The following is a 19,908-nucleotide window of genomic DNA, read 5'->3' on the forward strand; positions in this document are numbered from 1 at the left end:
CATTATTTTCAGATTCAAGACGGGGCCACCTCCCGGAGCTGACCCGACCATGCATTATAAGAGTAGCGTAAAGCGTCGACCAGCGTGAACTGGGCTGGAGTCGCTACCCCGCGCAACAAATGCGAGCAAACGTAAGCACCGCAGGCAAAAGTGGCTTAGGAACCTAACCAAACCTGCGGATTGATTGGCTTGCCTTGATGGCGCAACTCGAAGTACAGGCCGGGTTCAACCTGGCCGCCGGTGGCTCCCACCCGCGCAACCGCATCCCCACGCCCCACAATATCGCCTACTTGCTTGAGGGTGCTCTGGTTATAGGCATAGACACTCAAGTAATCGCGACCATGATCAATAATCAGCAAATTACCAAAACCGGTCATCCAGCTGGCAAAAACCACTCGGCCTGGAGCTACCGCGCGAACCGTGGTGCCGGCCTGTGCTCGCAACACAATACCGCGCCAAATGCCGCCATCAGGACGTTCAGCCCCGAACTTGCCTTGCATTTCGCCGCGTACCGGATAAGGCAAGCCACGTTTCAGACCCTGGAAACCACCTTCTGGTTCCAAGGCGGGAGCAGATGCCTGCTCAACGGGCTCCTCAACGACCTGAACCTCGCGCACTTTGGGAACGGCCGGTTTGCTGATCGGCTCGCTAGGCTCGGACGACGCTTCCAGGCTGTCTGACAAGAGACGCTCGTTCGCGGTCGGCGGCGTGTAGGTCAGCGGTGGACGCGGAATCATGGGTTCCGGATCTGGCTTCTGTGGCGCAGCAGGTTCCGGCTTGCTAGGTGGCAAGGCCGCAGGCAAAGGCGGTTGCGTGGCACGAGCCCGCTCCAGCAACTCCCGCTCGCGCTCCAGACGTGCCTGTTCACGGGCGGCCTGCTCTTGTTTGGCTTTACGCTGCAACTCTTGCTGACGAGCCAGCTCGGCTTTGCGCGCTTCCTCTGCACGGCGCGCCGCTTCCCGTCGGCGTTGTTCTTCGGCGCGACGGGCCAGCTCGGCCTGTCGGGCAATTTCAGTTTCCAGGCCGGAGATCAAATCTCCCAGCCGTTTGTCATTACTTTGCAGGTTGGCAGCCTGACCGCGCTGGCGTTCCAGCTCGGCGCTGATGTCAGCCACCACCTTGGCTCGTTTTTCTTTTTGCTCTTCCAGAGCTTCCTTCTGAGCCTCGGCCTCCTTGGCCAGTTGCTCCTGCTCTTTCTCACGCGCGGCAACCTGGGTCTGCAAGCGATCCAGACGCTCTACGGTGCGACGTACTTTATGAACCTGCTCGGTCTGCTGACGCGAGACATAGCCCAGGTAATGCAATTCGCGGTTAATGGCGTTGGGATCATCACCCGACAAGAGGGCAGACCAGGGCGACACACCATTGGCGTATTGCGCTCGTAATTGCTCGGCCAGCTCCTGCTGACGTTGCTCTTTAATCACTTGCTGTTCGCTGATCTGTTTGCCCAGCGTACCTAGCTGCTGGTGCAATTGTTCCTGCCGCTGCTCGATCTGAGCCAGCGTGCGATCGATATCGGAAATAGCCTGCTCGGATTCGCGCAAGGCATTGGCGGCATCACGACGCGAGCTTTCGCTGGTGTCGATGGTTTTGCGCAGCGATTCGATCTTCTGGCGCAGCTCTGCCTGCTGCTTTTGAGCCTGGGCCTGGCGGGCGGCCAAGTCCGGATCAGCAGCCAGGGCCGGTAAGGTCCAGGCTGCCAGCAACAGGCAAACGCTGTAGCGCCACATTATTTACTGCGCCTTGCCCTGATTGGCCACGGCTTGCATCTGAGCCGCAATCGCTTCCTGGTCGCCCAGGTAGTAATGACGGATAGGACGCAGGTTTTCGTCCAGCTCGTACACCAAAGGCTGGCCGGTAGGAATATTCAGGTGAACGATGTCCTCGTCAGAGATGCCGTCCAGGTGCTTGATCAGCGCGCGCAAGCTGTTGCCGTGAGCCGTCACCAGAACGCGACGGCCGGAGCGGATTGCAGGAGCAATAGACTCGTCCCAGAAAGGAACCACGCGGGCCACAGTGTCTTGCAAGCACTCGGTGCGAGGCAGTTGATCAGCTGGCACACGAGCGTAGCGAGCATCAAAACGCGGATTGCGTGGATCGTCTTCAGCGACGGGCTCGGGAGCGATTGCGTAGGCACGACGCCAGACCAGGACTTGATCCTCACCGTACTTTTGTGCGGTTTCGGCTTTATTTAAGCCCTGTAAAGCACCATAATGGCGTTCGTTCAGGCGCCAGCTCAAACCTATGGGGGTGTGCATGGCGTCCATCGAATCCAGGGCGATCCACAAGGTACGGATAGCGCGCTTGAGGACCGACGCGAAAGCCAGGTCGAACTCAAAACCGTTTTCTTTAAGCAGATCACCGGCCTGCTTTGCCTGTTGACGCCCGGTTTCGGTAAGATCGACATCGGTCCAGCCAGTAAACCGGTTCTCCAGGTTCCACTGGCTTTCGCCGTGCCGCATCAGTACAAGTTTATACATGGTAAAAACAGCCTCGAGGTTGAAAAATTGGCGCCACTCTATAATCGTGTGATCTTGCCCTTTTTTCTTGCTTTTCTTGGTAATCAACAGGATTTAACGTGGACTTCATCTTAAGTCAGAACAATCTTCTAATTTTAGCAATTGCGGTGCTTGCCGGCATTATGCTGTTAATACCCAGCTTTTTCAAAGGCCGTGCGGGACGCGCAGTTTCAAGCTCGGAAGCGGTACAGATGGTAAACCAGAAAGACGCTATTTTGATTGATCTGCGCAGCGCCGATCAGTTCAAAGCCGGGGCAATTGCACAATCTCGCAACATTCCTGCAGCCGACCTTGACGCCAAGGCCAGCACACTGCCCAAAGACAAGCCTGTCATTCTGGTGTGCGATACCGGTCGCAGCGCTCCGCGCAGCGTGGCCGTCCTGCGCAAGCACGGCATCAACGAAGCCTACACATTGCAAGGCGGTATTCAAGGCTGGCTGCAGTCCAGTCTGCCCGTCAAAAAATCGTAAGCTCCCCCTTCTACGAGGCTCTCATGGCAAAAGTCACGATGTACTCCACAATGGTGTGCCCTTATTGTGTGCGCGCTGAAATGCTGCTCAAGCAACGCGGCGTAACTGAAATCAATAAAATCATGATTGATCGCGAGCCCGAACAGCGCGCTCTCATGATGGAGCGCACCGGTCGGCGTACCGTTCCCCAAATCTACATTGGCGACACCCATGTAGGTGGCTACGATGATCTGGCCGCTTTGGACCGCGAAGGTGGCCTGCTGCCTCTGCTGGCTGCCTGATTTTTTTTCTAACAATTTTTTTATCCCATAGGATCACCCATGGCCGACCAGAACACCCCAGCCGCTGACCAAGAAGCTCAACAACCCAGCTTCAGCCTGCAGCGCACCTACATCAAAGACCTGTCCATCGAAATGCCCAACGCTCCCCAAATCTTTCTGGAGCAAGAGGCCCCTTCCGTGGAAGTGTCCATCAATGTAGGCGGCCAACGCCTGGCTGACACCGTCTACGAAAGCACCGTCACCGCTACTGTGACCACACGCATTGGCGACAAGGTCATGTACCTGGTCGAAGCCACCCAAGCCGGTATCTTTGAAGCTGCCAACATTCCTGAAGAGCAGCTCGAACCCCTGCTGGGCATTGTGTGCCCCACCATGCTGTACCCCTACTTGCGCGCTGCCGTGGCCGACGCCATCAACCGCACTTCCCTGCCTGCCCTGCACCTGACTGAAGTGAACTTCCAGTCCCTGTACGAGCAGCGTCTGGCCCAGCAAGCCGCCCCCGCTGACGGCCAGCCTTTGCAGGCCTGATGATGTCAAACGCGCACACTCCTGTTCGTGTTGCAGTCCTGGGCGCAGGCAGCTGGGGAACGGCCTTGGCCGCTCTGGCCAGCACCCAGGCTCCCACGATGGTATGGGCGCGCAAAGCATCAACCGCACAAGCCATCGGGCAGGATCATCGCAATCCAGCCTACCTGCCCGATGTCGTGCTGCCCGACTCGCTACAGGCCAGCGACAGCCTGCAGCAAGTCATGGAGTTTGCCCTGGCTGACGACACCGGCCCTGCCCTGCTGATTCTGGGCGTGCCTGTGCGTGGCCTGGCGCAAACCTGTGTGGATCTGGCGCAGTACCTGCCTGCCACACGCCGCCATCCCGTCCTGCTGGTCTGGACCTGTAAAGGCTTCCATCAGGAAAGCGGCTTGTTACCCCACCAAATTGTGCGTGAAAGCCTGCCCGACCATCCCTGGCTAGGCCGTGCCGTGCTCTCTGGCCCTTCGTTCGCCCTGGAAGTGGCTAAAGGCCTGCCTGTTGCGCTGACACTGGCCTGCGAACCTGCTGATATGGCCGGCATTGCCCTGGAGGCTTTGCATGGCAAGCAAGCGCGCCTGTACACCAGCACCGACATGATCGGCGTGGAAGTGGGCGGCGCTGTCAAAAACATCATGGCCATTGCCTGTGGCATTGCCGATGCACTGGGCCTGGGCCATAACGCCCGTGCTGCCCTGATTACCCGAGGCCTGGCTGAAATGCAGCGCCTGGGTGTTGCCCTGGGTGGTCAAGCAGAAACCTTCTCCGGCCTGGCCGGTCTGGGAGATCTGGTCCTGACGGCTACGGGCGAATTGTCCCGCAATCGCCAAGTAGGCCTGGCGCTGGGTGCCGGTGAAAGCCTGGACAGCATCCTGGCCACCGGCATTACCGCTGAAGGTGTACGCTGTGCCCGTTCGGTTCTGGAAATGGGCCGAGCGCACCAGATTGAATTACCGATTACCGCCGCGGTCTGCCAAATCCTGTTTGAAAAACTGGCCCCGCGCGAAGCTGTCCACGCCTTGCTTACCCGCGAGGCAAAGCAGGAAGGCCACTAATACCTTCGTCTGCCCGATCTGGCACTTCACCCGCACTGCCAGAACTGCAGTCAACCGTCTCTTACTCAGAATAAAACAATGTCATTGCTTGCTCGTTCTCGTGATCTTCTGATCCGCTCCGTCCTGGGGCTGGCCTGCACTGGTTTGCTGGCTCAATCGGCTCTGGCCCAATCCAGCTGGCCTGAGCGCCCGATTCAAATGGTCGTGCCCTTTCCAGCAGGCTCCTCGCCTGACGCCCTGGCCCGTGCCATTTCCGAGCCCCTGTCCCAAGCTTTGGGCCAAACTGTCATTGTTGATAACCGTCCTGGTGCTGGTGGCAATATCGGCACGCGCTTTGTGGCGCATGCCAAGCCCGACGGCTACACCCTGCTGCTGACCATCAATGGTCCCATGGTGACCGCCCCCACCCTGTACAAGACTTCGCTGGGCTATGACCCGCTGAAAGACTTGCAGGCCATCTCCATGATTGGCACCAGCCCCAACGTGCTGGTCGTGCCGGCCAACTCGCCCGCCAACACGGTGGAAGAGTTCATTGCCCTGGCGAAATCTCGTCCTGGCGAATTGAACTACGGCTCAGTTGGTCCCGGCAGCTCGGCCCACTTGGCCATGGCCATGCTGGAACATGCGGTTGATATCAAACTGGAACAAATCCCCTACTCGGGCTTTCCACAAATCCTGACCGCCATTATTGGTGGCGACATTGACGCCGCCTTCATGGTGCCCGGCATTGCCATGCCCCAGGTTGAAGCCGGCAAGGTGAAAGCCCTGGCCGTGACCTCCTTGCAACCCAGCGAATTGCTGCCCGGTCTGGACACCATGGCGCAAGCCGGTCTGGAAAACTTCGAGGCGATTTCCTGGGATGCCTTCTTTGTGCCCCACAATACCTCGGACGATGTGGTCAAACGCCTGAACCAGGAAATCACCACCATCCTGCAACGCGACGACATCAAGGCCAAGCTCAACGCCTTTTACTTCTCGTCCGAGCCCTCCACCCCGCAGGAGATGACGGACAAGATCATTGCCGACAAGGCTCGTTGGGATGAAGTGATTGAACGCCTGAATCTGTCGCTGGAATAAGGACACGATCGAAAAAAACGGCCCTGCAAATTCAAGATTTGCGGGGCCGTTTTCTTTGCAGCCATCACTCAAAAATAAATACGCGCAGTTCAATGAAAAATGTGGCGTCGCCCAGGACTACACCATTGCGGCCTGTCTCTACACAAGCTTAAACCCCACCTTCGTAACCCGCTTGCCGCCAGGCATCAAAAACACAAATCGCCACGGCATTGGACAGGTTCAAGCTGCGTTGCCCCGCCAACATGGGCAGACGAATCCGCTGCTCATTGGGAAACAAGGCCAGTTGTTCTGCAGACAAGCCTGCGGTTTCGCGGCCAAATACAAATACATCACCCGGCTGAAAGCTTTGCTCAGCCAGCAAATGGCTACCACGTGTAGTCAGGGCAAACGCGCGATCCGGCGCGGAGCCAGTGGCCTGGAGGGCTTCTTCCAGACTGTCGTGCACCTTCACCTGCGCCCACTCGTGATAATCCAGCCCGGCACGACGCAACTTGCTGTCTTCAAGCTCAAAGCCCAGGGGCCGCACCAAGTGCAGGACACAGCCTGTATTGGCCGCCAGTCGAATGACGTTACCCGTGTTGGGGGGGATCTCGGGCGAAACCAGGACGATATGAAACATGAAAAACCTAAAAAGTGCAGAAAAAGCCGCGAACAAGCGACGAAGTATACAGGGCTAGGATGCCTTCAATTTCCAGGGAGCTCGTGCAGCGACCAAGGCATAAACAGACTGTGCCCCCTCCAAACGGCAGGCCCGGGCCAGGGCATCCAAAGTGGCCCCTGTGGTCAGTACATCATCGACCAACAGCACATCACACCCTCGTAACGACTCTCGTAGGTTAAAAGCACCCCGCATGGCCTGCCTGCGAGCCTGACGCCCCAAGTTCTTCTGTGCCTGCTCGTGCCGTAGCTGCGCCGTGACGATATGCAAACGTGCTGACAAACCCAATTCATGTGCCACGCGCTTGGCCAGCACGGCTGCCGGGTTGAAGCCCCGCCGGTGCAAGGCTTTACGCTGCGAAGGCACTGGAATGACCCGGCAAGCAGCGTTCAGCACAGGCCCATGCCTACGCCATTGCTGCACCATCAGCTCCGCCAACACCGCTGCCATTTCCAGCCGACGGGAAATTTTAAACGCATGTATCAACATATCGCCAGGATGTTCATAATCGAATCCGGCAACCGTCGCTTGCAGGGACAATTGCCCTGCTCCGCAATCCGGGCAGGCCAGTAAAGCCAAGGGCGGCAAGGCCAAAGCACAACGAGGGCAGCGCAAATCCTGGGCGGGTGTTGCCAGCGCGTGTCGGCAAAAGCGGCACAGTGCGCCACTTTGCGAACGCAATCCGCACAGCACACAAGGCCGTGCCAACAGTGGAATCCCTACAAGACGATGGGTCGGCTCGCGCCGAAACAGGGGATGCGCCATAATAGATCATTACCTTTCAGAGCCAGGCTGATTCGATCACAGCACATGCCACTGATCCAGGCCAGCAACGTCCGCGCAACTATGTCCCAGTTACCTTCTTTACCAATCAACTCCGCCCACGTCGAGCAGCAATTCAATCGCCGCGCTCCCCTGGATCACGCTCAGTTTCTTTATGGTGAAGTCGCCCAACGGATGTTGTCCCGGCTGGCTTTGGTGCGCTTGCAACCCACTCATATTCTGGATGCCGGCTGTGGTGCCAGCCACGCGCTGGAGCCTTTGCGTTCCCGCTACCCGGATATGAACTACACCGGTCTGGATCGCAGCGCCAAGCTGTTGGAGGTTGCCCGCGAGCGCTACCAATCCAAACCCAGCCTGTGGCAAAAACTGCGCAACCAACCTACCCCTGCTGCCAACTGGGTTCAGGCCGATATGGCCAACAGCGGCCTGCCCGCAGAAAGCCAGGAGCTGGTCTGGTCGAACATGGCACTGCACTGGCACCCGGAACCGCATCGAGTCCTGGCTGAATGGAACCGCCTGCTGAAACCCGAGACGCTGGTCATGTTCTCCTGCCTGGGTCCCGGCTCTTTTGCCGAGCTGCGCAGTGCCATGGAGCAAGCGGATCTGGGCACCCAAACGCTGGAATTCGTGGACATGCACGACTTTGGCGATCTGTTGCTGGAAAACGGTTTTGCTGATCCCGTGATGGATCAGGAGGTCGTGACGCTAACCTACCGCAGCGCTGAAAAACTGCTGGATGATTTGCGTCTACTGGGCGGCAATCCGCACCCACAACGCAAGGCCAGCCTGAGCACCCTGCCCTGGCGTCAACGCCTGCTCAATGCGCTGGAGAAACAGCGCCATATGGACGGCACCTTGCATTTGAGCCTGGAAATTGCGTACGGGCACGCCTGGCGCGCTCGTAGCCGTCGCAGCACCCAGGGCGAGGTCAGCGTGCCGATCTCCACAATCAGCCGCCGCCCCAAACCCCAGGAATAAACCGCATTTAGAAGCGGTATTCGGCCTGCAACCAGAAGCGGCGGCCATCTTCCGCATAGGAATAGGCTCCGCTGGTACCCGAGTCGCGACGACGATCGGTCAGGTTATAGACGGCCGCGCTCAAGCTCAGATCTTTTCTGGCACGCCAGCTGGCTCCCAGATCCACCGTAGCAATCGTCCCCATGCTTTCGCTGACAGCACCGCCCTGTCCCCAGGAAATATTGGTTTCCCGACCACGCACGTTCAAGGTCAAGAAGGCTGACACGGCTTCATTCGGCGTCCAGTCCACGGTCAGGCTGCCCATATTGCGTGGGGTCGCCACCAAGGGCTGTCCTTCAGACTGCGGGTAGCCAAAGCCCAGGATAGTGGCGCTGCCATTACGCACCTTGGAGTCCGTAAAGGTATAGCTGCCGCGCACTTTCCATTGCTCGTTAAAGCGATAGGCCAAGCCCAGTTCCAGCCCCTGAACCCGTGCTTCAGTGATATTGAAGTAGGTGCTATACATGCTGTTGGTATACGGGTCCGGTGGCACAGGACGGCCATCGGGGTAGTACAGCTGACGCGAGCCGGTATTGGCGATCTTGTTCTTGTAGCGGGTGTGGAACAAAGTAGCGTTGGCGCTCAACGGTCCGCCATCGTCAAAGTACAAGCCCAGTTCTACGTTGGTGCTGACCTCAGGTTCCAGATCCGGATTGCCCCAGGTATAAGCACCGCCACGCTGCGGCAAACCGATTTGCGGATTGCTTTGCATGATGGTCGGAGACTTGAAACCCTTGGCGATCCCGCCTTTCAGCGTCCAGGCATCCGTCGCACTCCAGACACCGTACAAACGGGGAGTCCAGTGACGGCCATAGAACTCGTTGTCGTCCATACGCACGCCGCCGGTCAGGGCGAAGGATGGGCTCAGGCTCCATTCATCCTCCAGGAACAGGGAGTATTCACGTACGGAAGTATCCACACCTGCGCCATTCGGATTGGCGTAGTAGCCATCGGCCTTCAACTCGCTTTTGCGCCACTGAAAACCACCCACCAGCATGTGATCGGCCAAAGGCAGGGTGAGCTTGCCATCAATCACGGTATTGCGAAGATCAGGGCGGGCGCTTTGAGTGGGGCCATCGCGATAGGCTTGTTCACGGTTCAGGCTTAGCTCCGTATCAAAGCGGCCCCAACGCCCCGTATGGGCCAGCGTATAGCTGTCGCGCACGTACTCGTTTTCATTGGCCTTGCCCGTCAAAGCCAATGACTTGCCGGGGGTGGTCCAGAAATGCTGGGTCGTGCGGCCAGCTTCAAACATGAACTCATGATTGTTATTGGGGGTTGCCCACAAACGCACCGTACCGTTTTGACGTTTGGCACGCGCAAAGCCATTCAACACCTGATCTTCCTGACGTTGCTTGTGGTAGCCCCAGAACTGCAAGCCCAAGCGCCCCGGCACGATGGGACCAGACAAGTACAAATCAGCCGAGCCGCTATTTCCAGCCGAACCACTGTCCTGCAAGGTATAGCCACCGGTCAAGGAGCCGTGCCATTTGTCGGCCACTTTGCGCGTCACAATATTGATGACTCCGCCCAAAGCCTCAGAGCCGTACAAGGTCGACATGGGGCCACGCACCACTTCGATACGCTCAATGGCTTCCAGCGGGGGAATCCAGTTCATGTCCAGAGCCTCAGACACCCCACCCTTCATAGTGATCTGACGCATGTCCTGGCGGCGACCATCAATCAAGACCAGCACATGCTCGGACTCCATGCCGCGAATCGAGATAGCCCCTTTGTCGCCACCTAAAATGCTGACGCCCGGCACCTGGCGCAAGGCATCGGCCAAAGACTCAAAGCGTTTCCCCTCCAGCTCCTCGCGCGGAATCACGGTGATAGAGGCTGGTGCGCTCACCACCTCCTGAGCGAATCCCGAGGCGGTCACCGAGATTGCACTTAACTGCTCAACTTCATTGCGTTCCTGAGCCCAGGCGGACATACACGCCAAGGATAAGGCGGCCAAGGGCCAACGCAGGCCCGTTCTCATTTTCATCAGACTTCTTCCATTATTTATAATACGAACCAAACTCATTTCTATTTGCTACTATCATGAGCCCGGTTTCTGACCGTAGTCTGATGAAAACTATTCTGATTATTGAAGACCACCGGCCTTTGTTGAGCCTGTTGGCAAGCCATCTGCAAGGGCAGGGATATGCAATTCGCACCGCTACGACGGGGCGGATTGGTCTTGCCCTGCTGCAAGAACATAGCTTTGATGCCCTGATTCTGGATCTGGGATTGCCCGATATGGACGGCATGGAAGTTCTGGCGCAGCTGCATCGCCCAGATCGCAGCCAGCGCCTGCCCTGCCTGATCTTGAGTGCGCGCGATGCCGTCCACAATCGCATTCAAGGGCTGCGTGGCGGTGCGGACGACTATCTGCTCAAACCCTTTGATCTGGTTGAGCTGGAGGCCCGCCTTAGCGCAATCCTGCGGCGGGCTGCGCCCCATCGTTACCAGCAACTGGTGATCGCGAATCTACGATTCGAGCCTGAAGTGCGACAAGCCTGGGTCAATGACCAAGCCTTGATGTTGCCACGGCGGGAAAGCCTGCTCTTGCTGGAGCTGATGCAGGCCAGTCCCCGTTTGCTGGTCAAGGATTATTTGCTGGAGCAGCTCTATCAAAACCAGACCGACATCAGTCTGAATGCCATCGAAGCGTTGATCTCCAAACTACGCCGCAAGCTGCGCGAGCAAAATGCCCTGGTTTGCATCGACACGGTGCGCGGTGTGGGCTACCGCTTGCGCGCTCTGTGAGCAGGCGCGCCTTCAGTCTGCGCGGGCGATTACTGATCAGCCTTTTGCTGATGCTGGCCTTGGGCTTTTGCACTTTGGCCCTGTCCTTGTTCGATACACGAGACGAGCTGCGCCGCATCAGCCTGTTTTTGCAGGCCGAGGAAATTGCCCGCGACTTTAAACCCTCGGAATCATTGGATAGCTTGCCGCGTCAGTACGCCGGTGGGGAAATGTCTTATTCGCTGTACAGCGCCGAGGGTGAGTTGCTCCAGGCTTCATCCAATCTGGCAAGTCCACGACGCCTGCGCCCTGCTCAGCCCGAAGACGAGCTGGCCTTGTTCAGGCTGAAGCATCGCAGTGGCTATGTGGTGTCGGTTTCGGTCACGCTGCCCAGTGGCGAAATCCTGATGGTCGCCAAACGAGACCAGCGCGAAAGAGAGCTGATCGGAGCCTTGCTGCAAACCCGCATGTGGCGCTCACTGCTTTTGTGGCTGCCGGTGTGTGCGTTGGGTCTGTTGTTGATCGCCTGGCTGATTCATTGGACCTTGCGCCCGGTACGACAAGCGGCAAATCTGGCTGCGACGCTGGGTCCCGCACAACCCGAGCTGCGCTTGCCAGTCACTGAGCTACCCAAAGAAATTCGCCTCTTGGCACAGGCCGTCAATCAAAGTCTGGACCGCCTGATGCAGGCCTATCACCATGAACAACAACTGGTCGCAGATGCCGCGCACCAACTGCGCACCCCATTAGCTGTGATGTCCTTGCGTCTGCAAACGGCTGAACACCATAGCGAGCAGGACTGGGATTTGCTGCGCGAGGATATTACCCACTTGCAGCGTCTGGTCAGCCAATGGCTCAGCCTGGCCCGCAAGCAGGAGCAGGCTACGGAACTAACAGACCACACAGCCTTGGCACCGTTGTGCCGCCGTGTGATGGGAGACTTATGGCCGCTTTTCGAGCAGGCCAATCGAGAGATCCAATTTCACGATGATAGTTCGCTCGATACTGTTCAAGCTTGTGAGGCCGATCTGTCCGAAGCCATTGTCAACGCACTGGACAATGCCCTGACGCATGGCAAAGGCACGGTCAGCTTGCATTTGCATAACCCACAGCCAGACCAATGCGCGATCGATATCAGCGATCAAGGTGCAGCCTTGGATGCGCAAACAGCTCATCTGGCCTTTGAGCGCTTTCACAAGCAAGACAGCGCCAGCAAAGGAGCGGGCCTGGGGTTGACGATTGTGCGTCAGATTTTGCTGCGCCACGGTGGCCAGGCCCAGTTCCTGCCCGGCGCACCCTGCACTCTGAGGCTCTTGCTGCCACTAGCGGCTCCCGCCTCTGACAAAAAAACGGTTTAGCGGTAAACTCGTCCGGTTGGCCTCCCCGGCCAACTACGTTCTCAGGGCGGGGTGCAAGTCCCCACCGGCGGTAATGGCACTAGCCTAGCCCGCGAGCGCCTGGCCTTGTGTCAGGGACAGCAGACCCGGTGTGATTCCGGGGCCGACGGTATAGTCCGGATAAAGAGAGAACGGGATACCCTCATAACCTGTACAGGAGTCATCCTGCTATGGGCTTGAGCTATCCTGCTTCCTGCATGCCCTGTTTTTGTTGTCATAAAACAGGAAATCAACATGAACAGTATTACCCCAGCCAATCTTCTGGCTCCCCGTATCGCCTTTATTCAAGCTTGCTGGCACAAGGACATTGTGGATCAGGCCCGACTGGGTTTTATCGACGAAATCAAAGCCATGGGCCACGACAGCAGCCTGATCGACTTCTTTGAAGTGGGCGGCGCCTTTGAAATCCCACTGCATGCTCAACGTCTGGCCCAATCGGGTCAATATGCCGCTGTTGTGGCTGCCGGCCTGGTGGTTGATGGCGGTATTTATCGCCACGACTTTGTGGCTACCGCAGTGATTCAAGGCTTGATGCAAGTCCAGCTCAGCACCAACGTGCCGGTGTTTTCAGTCGTGCTGACTCCTCACCATTTCCATGATGGCAAAGAGCACCACGATTACTTTCACCGTCACTTTGTGATCAAGGGCCAGGAAGCGGCCCGTACATGCCTGGATACCATGAGCAAATTGCAAGCACTGCCTGCGGCATCCGTCGCCGCTCTCTAAACGGCAAGGCGGCCTGAAAAGGCCGCCTCAATCCCAAACCCCCCAGGCTGCTTTTACCCGCAGCGCCAGAGCTGGCCAGAAGCTTACTGGCCATGCATTTGGTAACTACTGTATCAAGACTGGTTACGCTTGCGCGACGAGTCTATACCCAGCTGTTTAAGCTTGCGGTACAAGTGGGTGCGTTCCAGACCAGTACGCTCCGACACACGCGTCATGCTGTGATTTTCGCGGCGCAGATGATATTCAAAATAAATGCGCTCGAACTCGTCACGCGCTTCGCGCAAAGGCAGATCCAAAGATATGCTGCCTAGCTGGGACTCATCCTGCTCGACTTCAGGGACGGCCATGGCAGGTGCCATACCGGGAGCCATTGTGGCGGTTTCAGGACGGCGATCACCACCTTGAACCACTGGGCGGGCAGCGGCTGCCAGCGCCTTGGGTGCAACGGTACGCTCCAAACCCGAGGCGACGGTCTTGAGCAGGCGCTGCATGGTGATGGGTTTTTCCAGGAAGTCCACCGCACCAATACGGGTTGCTTCCACCGCGGTATCCACCGTGGCGTGGCCACTCATCATGACCACTGGCATATCCAGCAAGCCTTGAGAAGCCCACTCCTTGAGCAGGCTGACACCGTCAGTGTCTGGCATCCAGATATCCAGCAAGACCAGATCGGGGCGGCCCCGCAAGCGTGCCTCGCGAGCCTGGGCGGCATTCTCTGCCAATTGCACGGTGTGCCCTTCGTCGTAAAGAATTTCCGACAAAAGTTCCCGAATGCCGATTTCGTCATCAACTACCAGAATTCTGGCCATAAAACGTCACCTACGTGATTTTTACGCATTATCGTTTGCTCGCCGCCCAGAGTCCAGACGAATATGCTGGCCAGCAAGCCGGGTAAAGAGGATGGAAATGCGAGCCCCCCCCTCACGACGATTGGAAACATCGATTCTGCCGCCGTGCTCCTCGATGATTTTCTTAACTATAGCAAGTCCCAGACCCGTGCCGGTGGGCTTGGTGGTTACGTAAGGTTCAAAAACGCGCACCAGCATCTGGGGATCAAAACCAGGCCCGTTATCTGACACCACAAAACTGACCGCATCAGAAGAGTCGGAACCTTCTACGCCCGCAATCATGGTTTTAACAAATACATGCGCCTGGTCAAGTGATTGATCCTGGGCAGCCGCTTCACGAGCATTGGCCAGCAGATTATGGATAACCTGCCGCAGCTGCGTGGGGTCGCCTTGAACCATGGGCAAATCAGGGTCCAGCTCCACATCAATTGCCACACTATAACCATCGTCCCGGACCATGCCTTCTTCCGGGTCCCAACCATATAAAGTCAGCACTTCGGTAATCAGCTCGTTCAGATTCAGAGCTTGCATCTGAGTCGCCGGTTTACGAGCATACTCTCGGAAATCTTCCACCATCTTCTTGAGCGAACTGACCTGATTGACGATGGTATTGGTATAGCGCAGCAACATGGCAGCATGGACTTCATCCAGCTGCGACTCCAGTTTCATGGCCAGTCGTTCGGCCGACAACTGAATAGGCGTTAACGGGTTCTTGATCTCGTGTGCCAGGCGTCGAGCCACCTCGCTCCAGGCCACCAGACGGCTGGCGGAAATCACGTCGGTAATATCGTCAAACACCACCAGATACCCGGTTGGCTGACCATCTACACGCAGCAAGGTACCACGGGCCAAAACGGTGACGATAGTATCACGCGCTTCATTACCTTCTTGCATTTCCAATTCAAACTGCTGCTGCCAGTAAGGATGATCCGAGCCCATGGCCTGATGCGTGGAAAAGGCTTCACGTATCACCGAGGCAAAGGTCATGGCCCCTTCCAGCGTTTCCAGCGGACGCCCCTTGATGGAGCGCAAGTCCACCTGCAAGATACGCTGCGCCCCCTGGTTGAACATGGTGACGCGGAACATCTCGTCAAACGCCAGTACACCACTGGACAGATTACTGAGCACTGACTCCAGGTACATATTGGAGCGTTCCAGCTGCAGACGATTTTTCTCGACCATGCGGCGCGCTTCATCCAGTTGCCGAGTCATGGCATTGAAAGAGCGGGTCAACTGGCCTACTTCATCTTTGGCAGGTGGCTCAGGCAAAGCCCGGTAATCCCCTACCCCTACCGCCTGCGTCCCGGCAGCCAATGTCAGCAAAGGACGCGTCAGGCGGCGCGACAAGGCCAAGGCAGCCGCCACAGCCGTAAACACCGCCAGAATCAAGGCCAGCGTCAGCGTTATGCCGTAGAGCTTGCGCAAGCCCTGACGAGATAAGGCCAGCTCCTGATAATCCCGGAAACCTTGCTGCACCTGGTTGGCATTGCGTGCAATCTTGTCCGGCACAGGCTGAATGACCTGCAGCCAGCGCGAGTCTGCCGTGCCACTCAAGGTTGCCGCAAAGCGATTGGGATCGGCCAATGGTAGAACCGTGCGCAGACGCAAGCCCGTGGACTCTGCGGGAACCCCGCCTTCGTCCAGGCCGTTGTCGTGAACAGGCGCATCATCATCCACCTCGGCAGCCGAATAGCGGCCTGCAATACGCAGCTGATTCATCACGCTGGAGGGCGGCATATCAGGCAGCAGCGTGTCATAGCGGCCCGAGGAAAAGGCAATCAGACGACCATTGCCCGAAAATACCATTGCCTCCGTCACCCCGCTGTTCTCACGCAAGGAGATCAGCAAGCTGCTGTACTGCGCACTATCCGCCTTGTTCAGTGCCGACACCATTTCATTGGCACGACCTTCCAGCTCATTGAGCTGCGAATCCAGGGCGGCGCGGCCCAGACTCAAGCCTGATTCCAGCGCCGTATCTACCCGCACGTTGAACCAGGACTCGATCGAGCGCGACATGAACTGCACCGAGAGCAGGTAGATCAGCGCCCCCGGAATAATGCCGATCAAGGTGAAGTAAAAGGCAAAGCGCGCCGTCATGCGGGCACCAAACTGACGCCGGCGTATTTGTCTGAACAGACGAATCGTCAGCAACAGCACCCAGGAAATCAGCGTGGCGGCCAGTACACCGTTGAGCACCAGCAGCAAGTCATACTGCTGCGCATAGCGCGAAGCGTTCCCCGTAGACCAGACAAGAAGAGAAAACAGCGCCAACGCGCTGACACCCGCTCCGAACAGAGCGGTGCGCAAGATCCAACGTATCAAGGTTGGGGCTCGTCGACGGAGACGGAAAAGGAAAAGGTTTTCCATGGAGTAGCCAATGTCCAGGCAGAACTATTGATGGCGTCCACTTGAAACGGACGGGCCAGCAAAGAGGTATCCAGGCGCAAACGCACACGACCCTGGTATTCCTGGTCGCGGTCCAGATCAGCCACATAGGCCACGGCCCAGCCGCGAATATGCCGCAGCATGGCCAATGCGTCGTTCATGGAGGATTCGGGCAGAGAAAGGTCCCCGGTGCCCACGCGCCACTGACGGGTCAGGGCGTTATACACAACCCGCCAAGTTTGTTGTTCTTTGACAACGTTTTTGTCAAACCAGTACCAGCGGGGTTTGGCCAATTCCACTTCAACCGTGAAATACAGCGGCACCCCTTTCTCGGCAGCGGTGCGCAATTCCGGGCTTAACTCGAATTCGACATCCGCGTCGATATACAGTTTTTCATCCCGAATATGGGGCTCGACCTTGACGACCCGCTCTCCCGACGTAGCGACCGGCACAATGGTATTGGCCGAGCTTAGCGCGCAGTTGAAAATCAGCAGAAAAGACAGAAAAACGCGCCACATCGTGATTAACCGCAAAAAGGACAAAGTCAGAGCCCTAATTGTGACAAGTCAAACCGGGCGCGTAAATAAGGCGTAGAAAAAACCGTCGCCATCTGCCAGCGATCGTCCCGCAACGCCGGGCAAAATCTGGCCAGGAGAGTCCAAAAGCTGCGCCTCGGGATGACGGGCCAAAAATGCCTCGACCTGTTGCTCCCCTTCAGCCGGGAAAATCGAGCAGGTCGAATACAGGAAATGCCCGCCGGGCTGCAATGTGGACCACAAGGCATCCAGTATAGAGCTTTGCAAACGCGCGGTATCGGCAATGTCCGACTCGCGGCGCAACCAGCGAATATCGGGGTGACGACGCACAATACCCGAAGCGGTACAAGGCACATCAGCCAGGATGGCATCAAAGGGCTGCCCATCCCACCACTGGGCAGGACGAGCCGCATCGCCCCGTTTCAATTGAACTTTGTCGCTGGCCAGGCCCAGACGACGCAGGTTATGACCTACGCGCTCCAGACGCTCGCCGTCCGAATCCAGGGCCAACAAGGAAACATCCGCCTGCTCCAGCAAATGAGCGGTCTTGCCACCTGGGGCCGCGCACGCATCCAGCACGCGCATGCCATCCTTGACCGGCAAAAGCAGACCGGCTTGCTGAGCCGACCAGTCCTGCACCGACCACCAGCCCAGATCAAACCCAGGAATCGCCTGAACCGGCATGGCCTTGTCCAAGGTAACGGCACCCGTGCCGGGGCTGCTGGACGCAATACCGGCTTCCGTCAGCACCGCCTGCAAGCGCTCCACCGAGCAACGACGCTGATTCACGCGCAAGGTCAAAGGACCAGGGCGATTGGCCGCTTGCAACAACGCTTCCCAATCACGAGGGTAAGCACGACGCAATTCCTTGACCCACCAGCCAGGATGATTCCAGCGTGCTTCGGGACGGCTCTCCACCTGAGACAGGATCATCTTGCGCTCGCGTGTAAAGCGACGCAGCACCCCGTTCACCAAGCCCTTGGACAGACGCAGCGCAGCCTGGCTATCAGCCGCACGCACAGCCTGATCCACCACCGTATGCACGGCATAGACCGGCACATCCGGGCGATCCTCAAAAGCCTTGGCATCCTCTTGCACACGCATGGCTGTATCCAGCAAGGCCAGCGACACCATCAGCAAGGCATCCAGCCAGGTATTGCTGGGCTGGCGCGGCACCAGCGTGATACGAATCTGACGGGCATGGCCCAGACGGCGCAAAACATGGAAGCTGACAGACTGCACCGCCGCACGGGCTGGCGCTGGCGTTGCAGCCAGGCTTTCAGTCAGGGACTTGCCTGCCAGTACGCCTTCAATATTGCGCGCACTCAGCAACATGACTTCAGACAGGGGCAAAGAGGGAGAAAGATGGGCGTCGGACACAGAACAACCGCTAGAAAAGAAAAATATGACTGCGACTGTAGCACTATTTGCCGCATAAACCGGGCTCAAACGCACAAGATCCGCACGCATCCGGGCATGGGACGGTAAAATCAAGCCTATTTCCCAATTTCGAGCCCTCAAGCTCCAGAAGGACCCTCTATGAGCGCCCCCAAAGTCGGATTCGTGAGCCTGGGTTGTCCCAAGGCCCTGGTCGATTCCGAACGAATTCTTACCCAGCTGCGTACCGACGGCTATCAGATCACCCCCAGCTACGACAATGCGGATGTGGTGGTGGTCAATACCTGTGGCTTTATCGACAGCGCCAAGGCTGAATCGCTGGAAGCGATCGGCGAGGCACTGGCTGAGAACGGCCGCGTCATTGTCACCGGTTGTATGGGTGTGGACGAAGGATTGATTCGCGACGTACACCCCTCGGTGCTGTCCGTCAGCGGCCCCCAGCAATATGAACAAGTCCTGCGTGCCGTGCGTGAAGCCGCCCCGCCCTCGCTGGACCACAATCCCTACATTGATCTGGTACCGCTACAAGGCATCAAGCTGACCCCGCGTCACTACGCCTACCTGAAGATTTCCGAAGGCTGTAACCACAGCTGCAGCTTCTGTATTATCCCGTCCATGCGCGGCAAGCTCGTCAGCCGTCCTGTCGGTGATGTACTGGGCGAAGCCGAGCGTCTGGTCAAGGCAGGTGTCAAAGAGCTGCTGGTGATCTCGCAGGACACCAGCGCCTACGGCGTGGACATCCGCCAGCGTACGGGCTTCTGGAATGGTCGCCCCGTCAAGAGCAGCATGCTGGACTTGAGCGCCGCCCTGTCCGAGTTGGGTGCCTGGGTGCGTCTGCACTACGTCTACCCCTACCCGCATGTGGACAACATCATTCCCCTGATGGCCGAGGGCAAAGTGCTGCCGTACCTGGATATCCCCTTCCAGCACGCCAGCCCTTCCGTGCTGCGCGCCATGAAGCGCCCTGCGTTTGAGGACCGCACCCTATCTCGCATCAAGCAATGGCGTCAGGACTGCCCGGATCTGACCATCCGCTCCACCTTCATCGTGGGCTTCCCCGGTGAAACCGAGGAAGACTTCCAATACCTGCTGGACTGGATGACCGAGGCCCAACTGGATCGCGTTGGCTGCTTCCAGTATTCGCCTGTTGAAGGCGCCCCCGCCAACAAACTCGACGGCATCGTCCCTGACGAAGTCAAGCAAGAGCGCTGGGAACGCTTCATGGAACATCAGCAAGCCATCTCCACCGCTCGCCTGGCTGCCAAAGTGGGCCGCGAAATGGACGTGCTGATTGATGAGATCGACGAAGACGGCGATGCCGTTGGCCGCTCCAGCGCCGACGCCCCCGAAATTGACGGCAACGTCTTCATCACCAGCGAACAAAAACTGGAACCCGGCCAAATGGTGCGCGTGCGTATTACGGATTCCAGTGAATATGACTTGTTTGGAGAAACAAGCTAAGCTCGAACGTCCCTACGTTCATTTGACAATAGCCCGGCC

At 57.8% G+C, this 19,908-nt stretch carries 19 protein-coding genes and 1 riboswitch; of the genes, 10 read left to right on the forward strand and 9 right to left on the reverse strand.

Going from position 1 to position 19,908, the window contains the following annotated elements:
• Positions 1 to 155: 155 nt before the first annotated feature.
• The gene (locus NIZ92_RS17065) at positions 156 to 1,730 is read right to left on the reverse strand and encodes a murein hydrolase activator EnvC (protein ID WP_254002307.1); all 1,575 of its coding nucleotides are present in this window, start codon (positions 1,728 to 1,730) and stop codon (positions 156 to 158) included.
• 3 nt (positions 1,731 to 1,733) lie between these two features.
• Positions 1,734 to 2,480 (reverse strand): 2,3-diphosphoglycerate-dependent phosphoglycerate mutase, encoded by a 747-nt coding sequence (gene gpmA / locus NIZ92_RS17070; RefSeq protein ID WP_009458620.1) that lies wholly within the window; start codon positions 2,478 to 2,480, stop codon positions 1,734 to 1,736.
• A 161-nt stretch (positions 2,481 to 2,641) separates the two neighbouring features.
• On the opposite strand from gpmA, the gene NIZ92_RS17075 reads away from it, so the two are divergent.
• From NIZ92_RS17075 to NIZ92_RS17095, 5 genes are all read left to right on the forward strand, one after another.
• The gene (locus NIZ92_RS17075; protein WP_226349166.1) at positions 2,642 to 2,989 is read left to right on the forward strand and encodes a rhodanese-like domain-containing protein; all 348 of its coding nucleotides are present in this window, start codon (positions 2,642 to 2,644) and stop codon (positions 2,987 to 2,989) included.
• A gap of 23 nt (positions 2,990 to 3,012) precedes the next feature.
• On the forward strand, positions 3,013 to 3,270 hold the full coding sequence (gene grxC / locus NIZ92_RS17080; protein WP_009458616.1) for a glutaredoxin 3: 258 nt from the start codon (positions 3,013 to 3,015) through the stop codon (positions 3,268 to 3,270).
• A 39-nt stretch (positions 3,271 to 3,309) separates the two neighbouring features.
• Positions 3,310 to 3,798: a protein-export chaperone SecB gene (gene secB, locus NIZ92_RS17085; protein ID WP_009458614.1), complete on the forward strand. Its 489-nt coding sequence runs from the start codon at positions 3,310 to 3,312 to the stop codon at positions 3,796 to 3,798.
• A gap of 2 nt (positions 3,799 to 3,800) precedes the next feature.
• Entirely contained in the window at positions 3,801 to 4,850 is a 1,050-nt protein-coding gene (locus NIZ92_RS17090) for an NAD(P)H-dependent glycerol-3-phosphate dehydrogenase (RefSeq protein WP_060185554.1), read from the forward strand.
• Between the two features lie 78 nt (positions 4,851 to 4,928).
• Positions 4,929 to 5,927 carry a tripartite tricarboxylate transporter substrate binding protein gene (locus tag NIZ92_RS17095; protein WP_035270263.1) on the forward strand — a complete coding sequence of 333 codons (999 nt, stop codon included), beginning with the start codon at positions 4,929 to 4,931 and terminating at the stop codon, positions 5,925 to 5,927.
• Positions 5,928 to 6,075: 148 nt separating this feature from the next.
• Here the strand turns inward: NIZ92_RS17095 and NIZ92_RS17100 are convergent, their stop codons facing one another.
• Positions 6,076 to 6,546, reverse strand: a complete 471-nt coding sequence (locus NIZ92_RS17100) for a tRNA (cytidine(34)-2'-O)-methyltransferase (RefSeq protein ID WP_035270260.1) — start codon at positions 6,544 to 6,546, stop codon at positions 6,076 to 6,078.
• 54 nt (positions 6,547 to 6,600) lie between these two features.
• Entirely contained in the window at positions 6,601 to 7,350 is a 750-nt protein-coding gene (locus NIZ92_RS17105; RefSeq protein ID WP_254002308.1) for a ComF family protein, read from the reverse strand.
• A gap of 81 nt (positions 7,351 to 7,431) precedes the next feature.
• On the opposite strand from NIZ92_RS17105, the gene NIZ92_RS17110 reads away from it, so the two are divergent.
• On the forward strand, positions 7,432 to 8,346 hold the full coding sequence (locus NIZ92_RS17110) for a methyltransferase domain-containing protein (RefSeq protein WP_031232879.1): 915 nt from the start codon (positions 7,432 to 7,434) through the stop codon (positions 8,344 to 8,346).
• Between the two features lie 7 nt (positions 8,347 to 8,353).
• Here NIZ92_RS17110 and NIZ92_RS17115 read toward each other — a convergent pair whose 3' ends face one another.
• Positions 8,354 to 10,375 carry a TonB-dependent receptor gene (locus tag NIZ92_RS17115; RefSeq protein WP_254002309.1) on the reverse strand — a complete coding sequence of 674 codons (2,022 nt, stop codon included), beginning with the start codon at positions 10,373 to 10,375 and terminating at the stop codon, positions 8,354 to 8,356.
• A 56-nt stretch (positions 10,376 to 10,431) separates the two neighbouring features.
• On the opposite strand from NIZ92_RS17115, the gene NIZ92_RS17120 reads away from it, so the two are divergent.
• The 3 genes from NIZ92_RS17120 (at position 10,432) to NIZ92_RS17130 (ending at position 13,241) form a co-directional block, all read left to right on the forward strand.
• Positions 10,432 to 11,139 carry a response regulator transcription factor gene (locus NIZ92_RS17120; protein ID WP_252605576.1) on the forward strand — a complete coding sequence of 236 codons (708 nt, stop codon included), beginning with the start codon at positions 10,432 to 10,434 and terminating at the stop codon, positions 11,137 to 11,139.
• Positions 11,136 to 12,476, forward strand: a complete 1,341-nt coding sequence (locus NIZ92_RS17125) for a HAMP domain-containing sensor histidine kinase (protein ID WP_254002310.1) — start codon at positions 11,136 to 11,138, stop codon at positions 12,474 to 12,476. The genes NIZ92_RS17120 and NIZ92_RS17125 overlap by 4 nt, the downstream gene beginning before the upstream one ends.
• 33 nt (positions 12,477 to 12,509) lie before the next feature.
• A riboswitch (FMN riboswitch) is annotated at positions 12,510 to 12,652 on the forward strand.
• A 97-nt stretch (positions 12,653 to 12,749) separates the two neighbouring features.
• Positions 12,750 to 13,241, forward strand: a complete 492-nt coding sequence (locus NIZ92_RS17130; RefSeq protein WP_083054750.1) for a 6,7-dimethyl-8-ribityllumazine synthase — start codon at positions 12,750 to 12,752, stop codon at positions 13,239 to 13,241.
• A gap of 113 nt (positions 13,242 to 13,354) precedes the next feature.
• Here NIZ92_RS17130 and NIZ92_RS17135 read toward each other — a convergent pair whose 3' ends face one another.
• From NIZ92_RS17135 to rsmB, 4 genes are read right to left on the reverse strand one after another with little or no spacing between them, the layout of a single operon-like run.
• Positions 13,355 to 14,050, reverse strand: coding sequence for a response regulator (locus NIZ92_RS17135; RefSeq protein WP_060185356.1), 696 nt, complete (start codon positions 14,048 to 14,050; stop codon positions 13,355 to 13,357).
• A 21-nt stretch (positions 14,051 to 14,071) separates the two neighbouring features.
• Complete coding sequence (locus NIZ92_RS17140; RefSeq protein WP_035270606.1) at positions 14,072 to 16,408, reverse strand: ATP-binding protein; 2,337 nt, start codon at positions 16,406 to 16,408, stop codon at positions 14,072 to 14,074.
• Positions 16,408 to 16,992, reverse strand: coding sequence for a DUF4390 domain-containing protein (locus NIZ92_RS17145; protein ID WP_026483737.1), 585 nt, complete (start codon positions 16,990 to 16,992; stop codon positions 16,408 to 16,410). The genes NIZ92_RS17140 and NIZ92_RS17145 overlap by 1 nt, the downstream gene beginning before the upstream one ends.
• 48 nt (positions 16,993 to 17,040) lie before the next feature.
• Positions 17,041 to 18,345 carry a 16S rRNA (cytosine(967)-C(5))-methyltransferase RsmB gene (gene rsmB / locus NIZ92_RS17150; protein WP_063691673.1) on the reverse strand — a complete coding sequence of 435 codons (1,305 nt, stop codon included), beginning with the start codon at positions 18,343 to 18,345 and terminating at the stop codon, positions 17,041 to 17,043.
• A gap of 204 nt (positions 18,346 to 18,549) precedes the next feature.
• On the opposite strand from rsmB, the gene rimO reads away from it, so the two are divergent.
• Positions 18,550 to 19,869, forward strand: a complete 1,320-nt coding sequence (rimO, locus tag NIZ92_RS17155; protein WP_254002311.1) for a 30S ribosomal protein S12 methylthiotransferase RimO — start codon at positions 18,550 to 18,552, stop codon at positions 19,867 to 19,869.
• The last annotated feature ends 39 nt before the right edge of the window (positions 19,870 to 19,908 follow it).

The organism is Alcaligenes sp. 1735tsa3 (genome assembly GCF_024134565.1).
GTDB lineage: Bacteria > Pseudomonadota > Gammaproteobacteria > Burkholderiales > Burkholderiaceae_B > Alcaligenes > Alcaligenes phenolicus.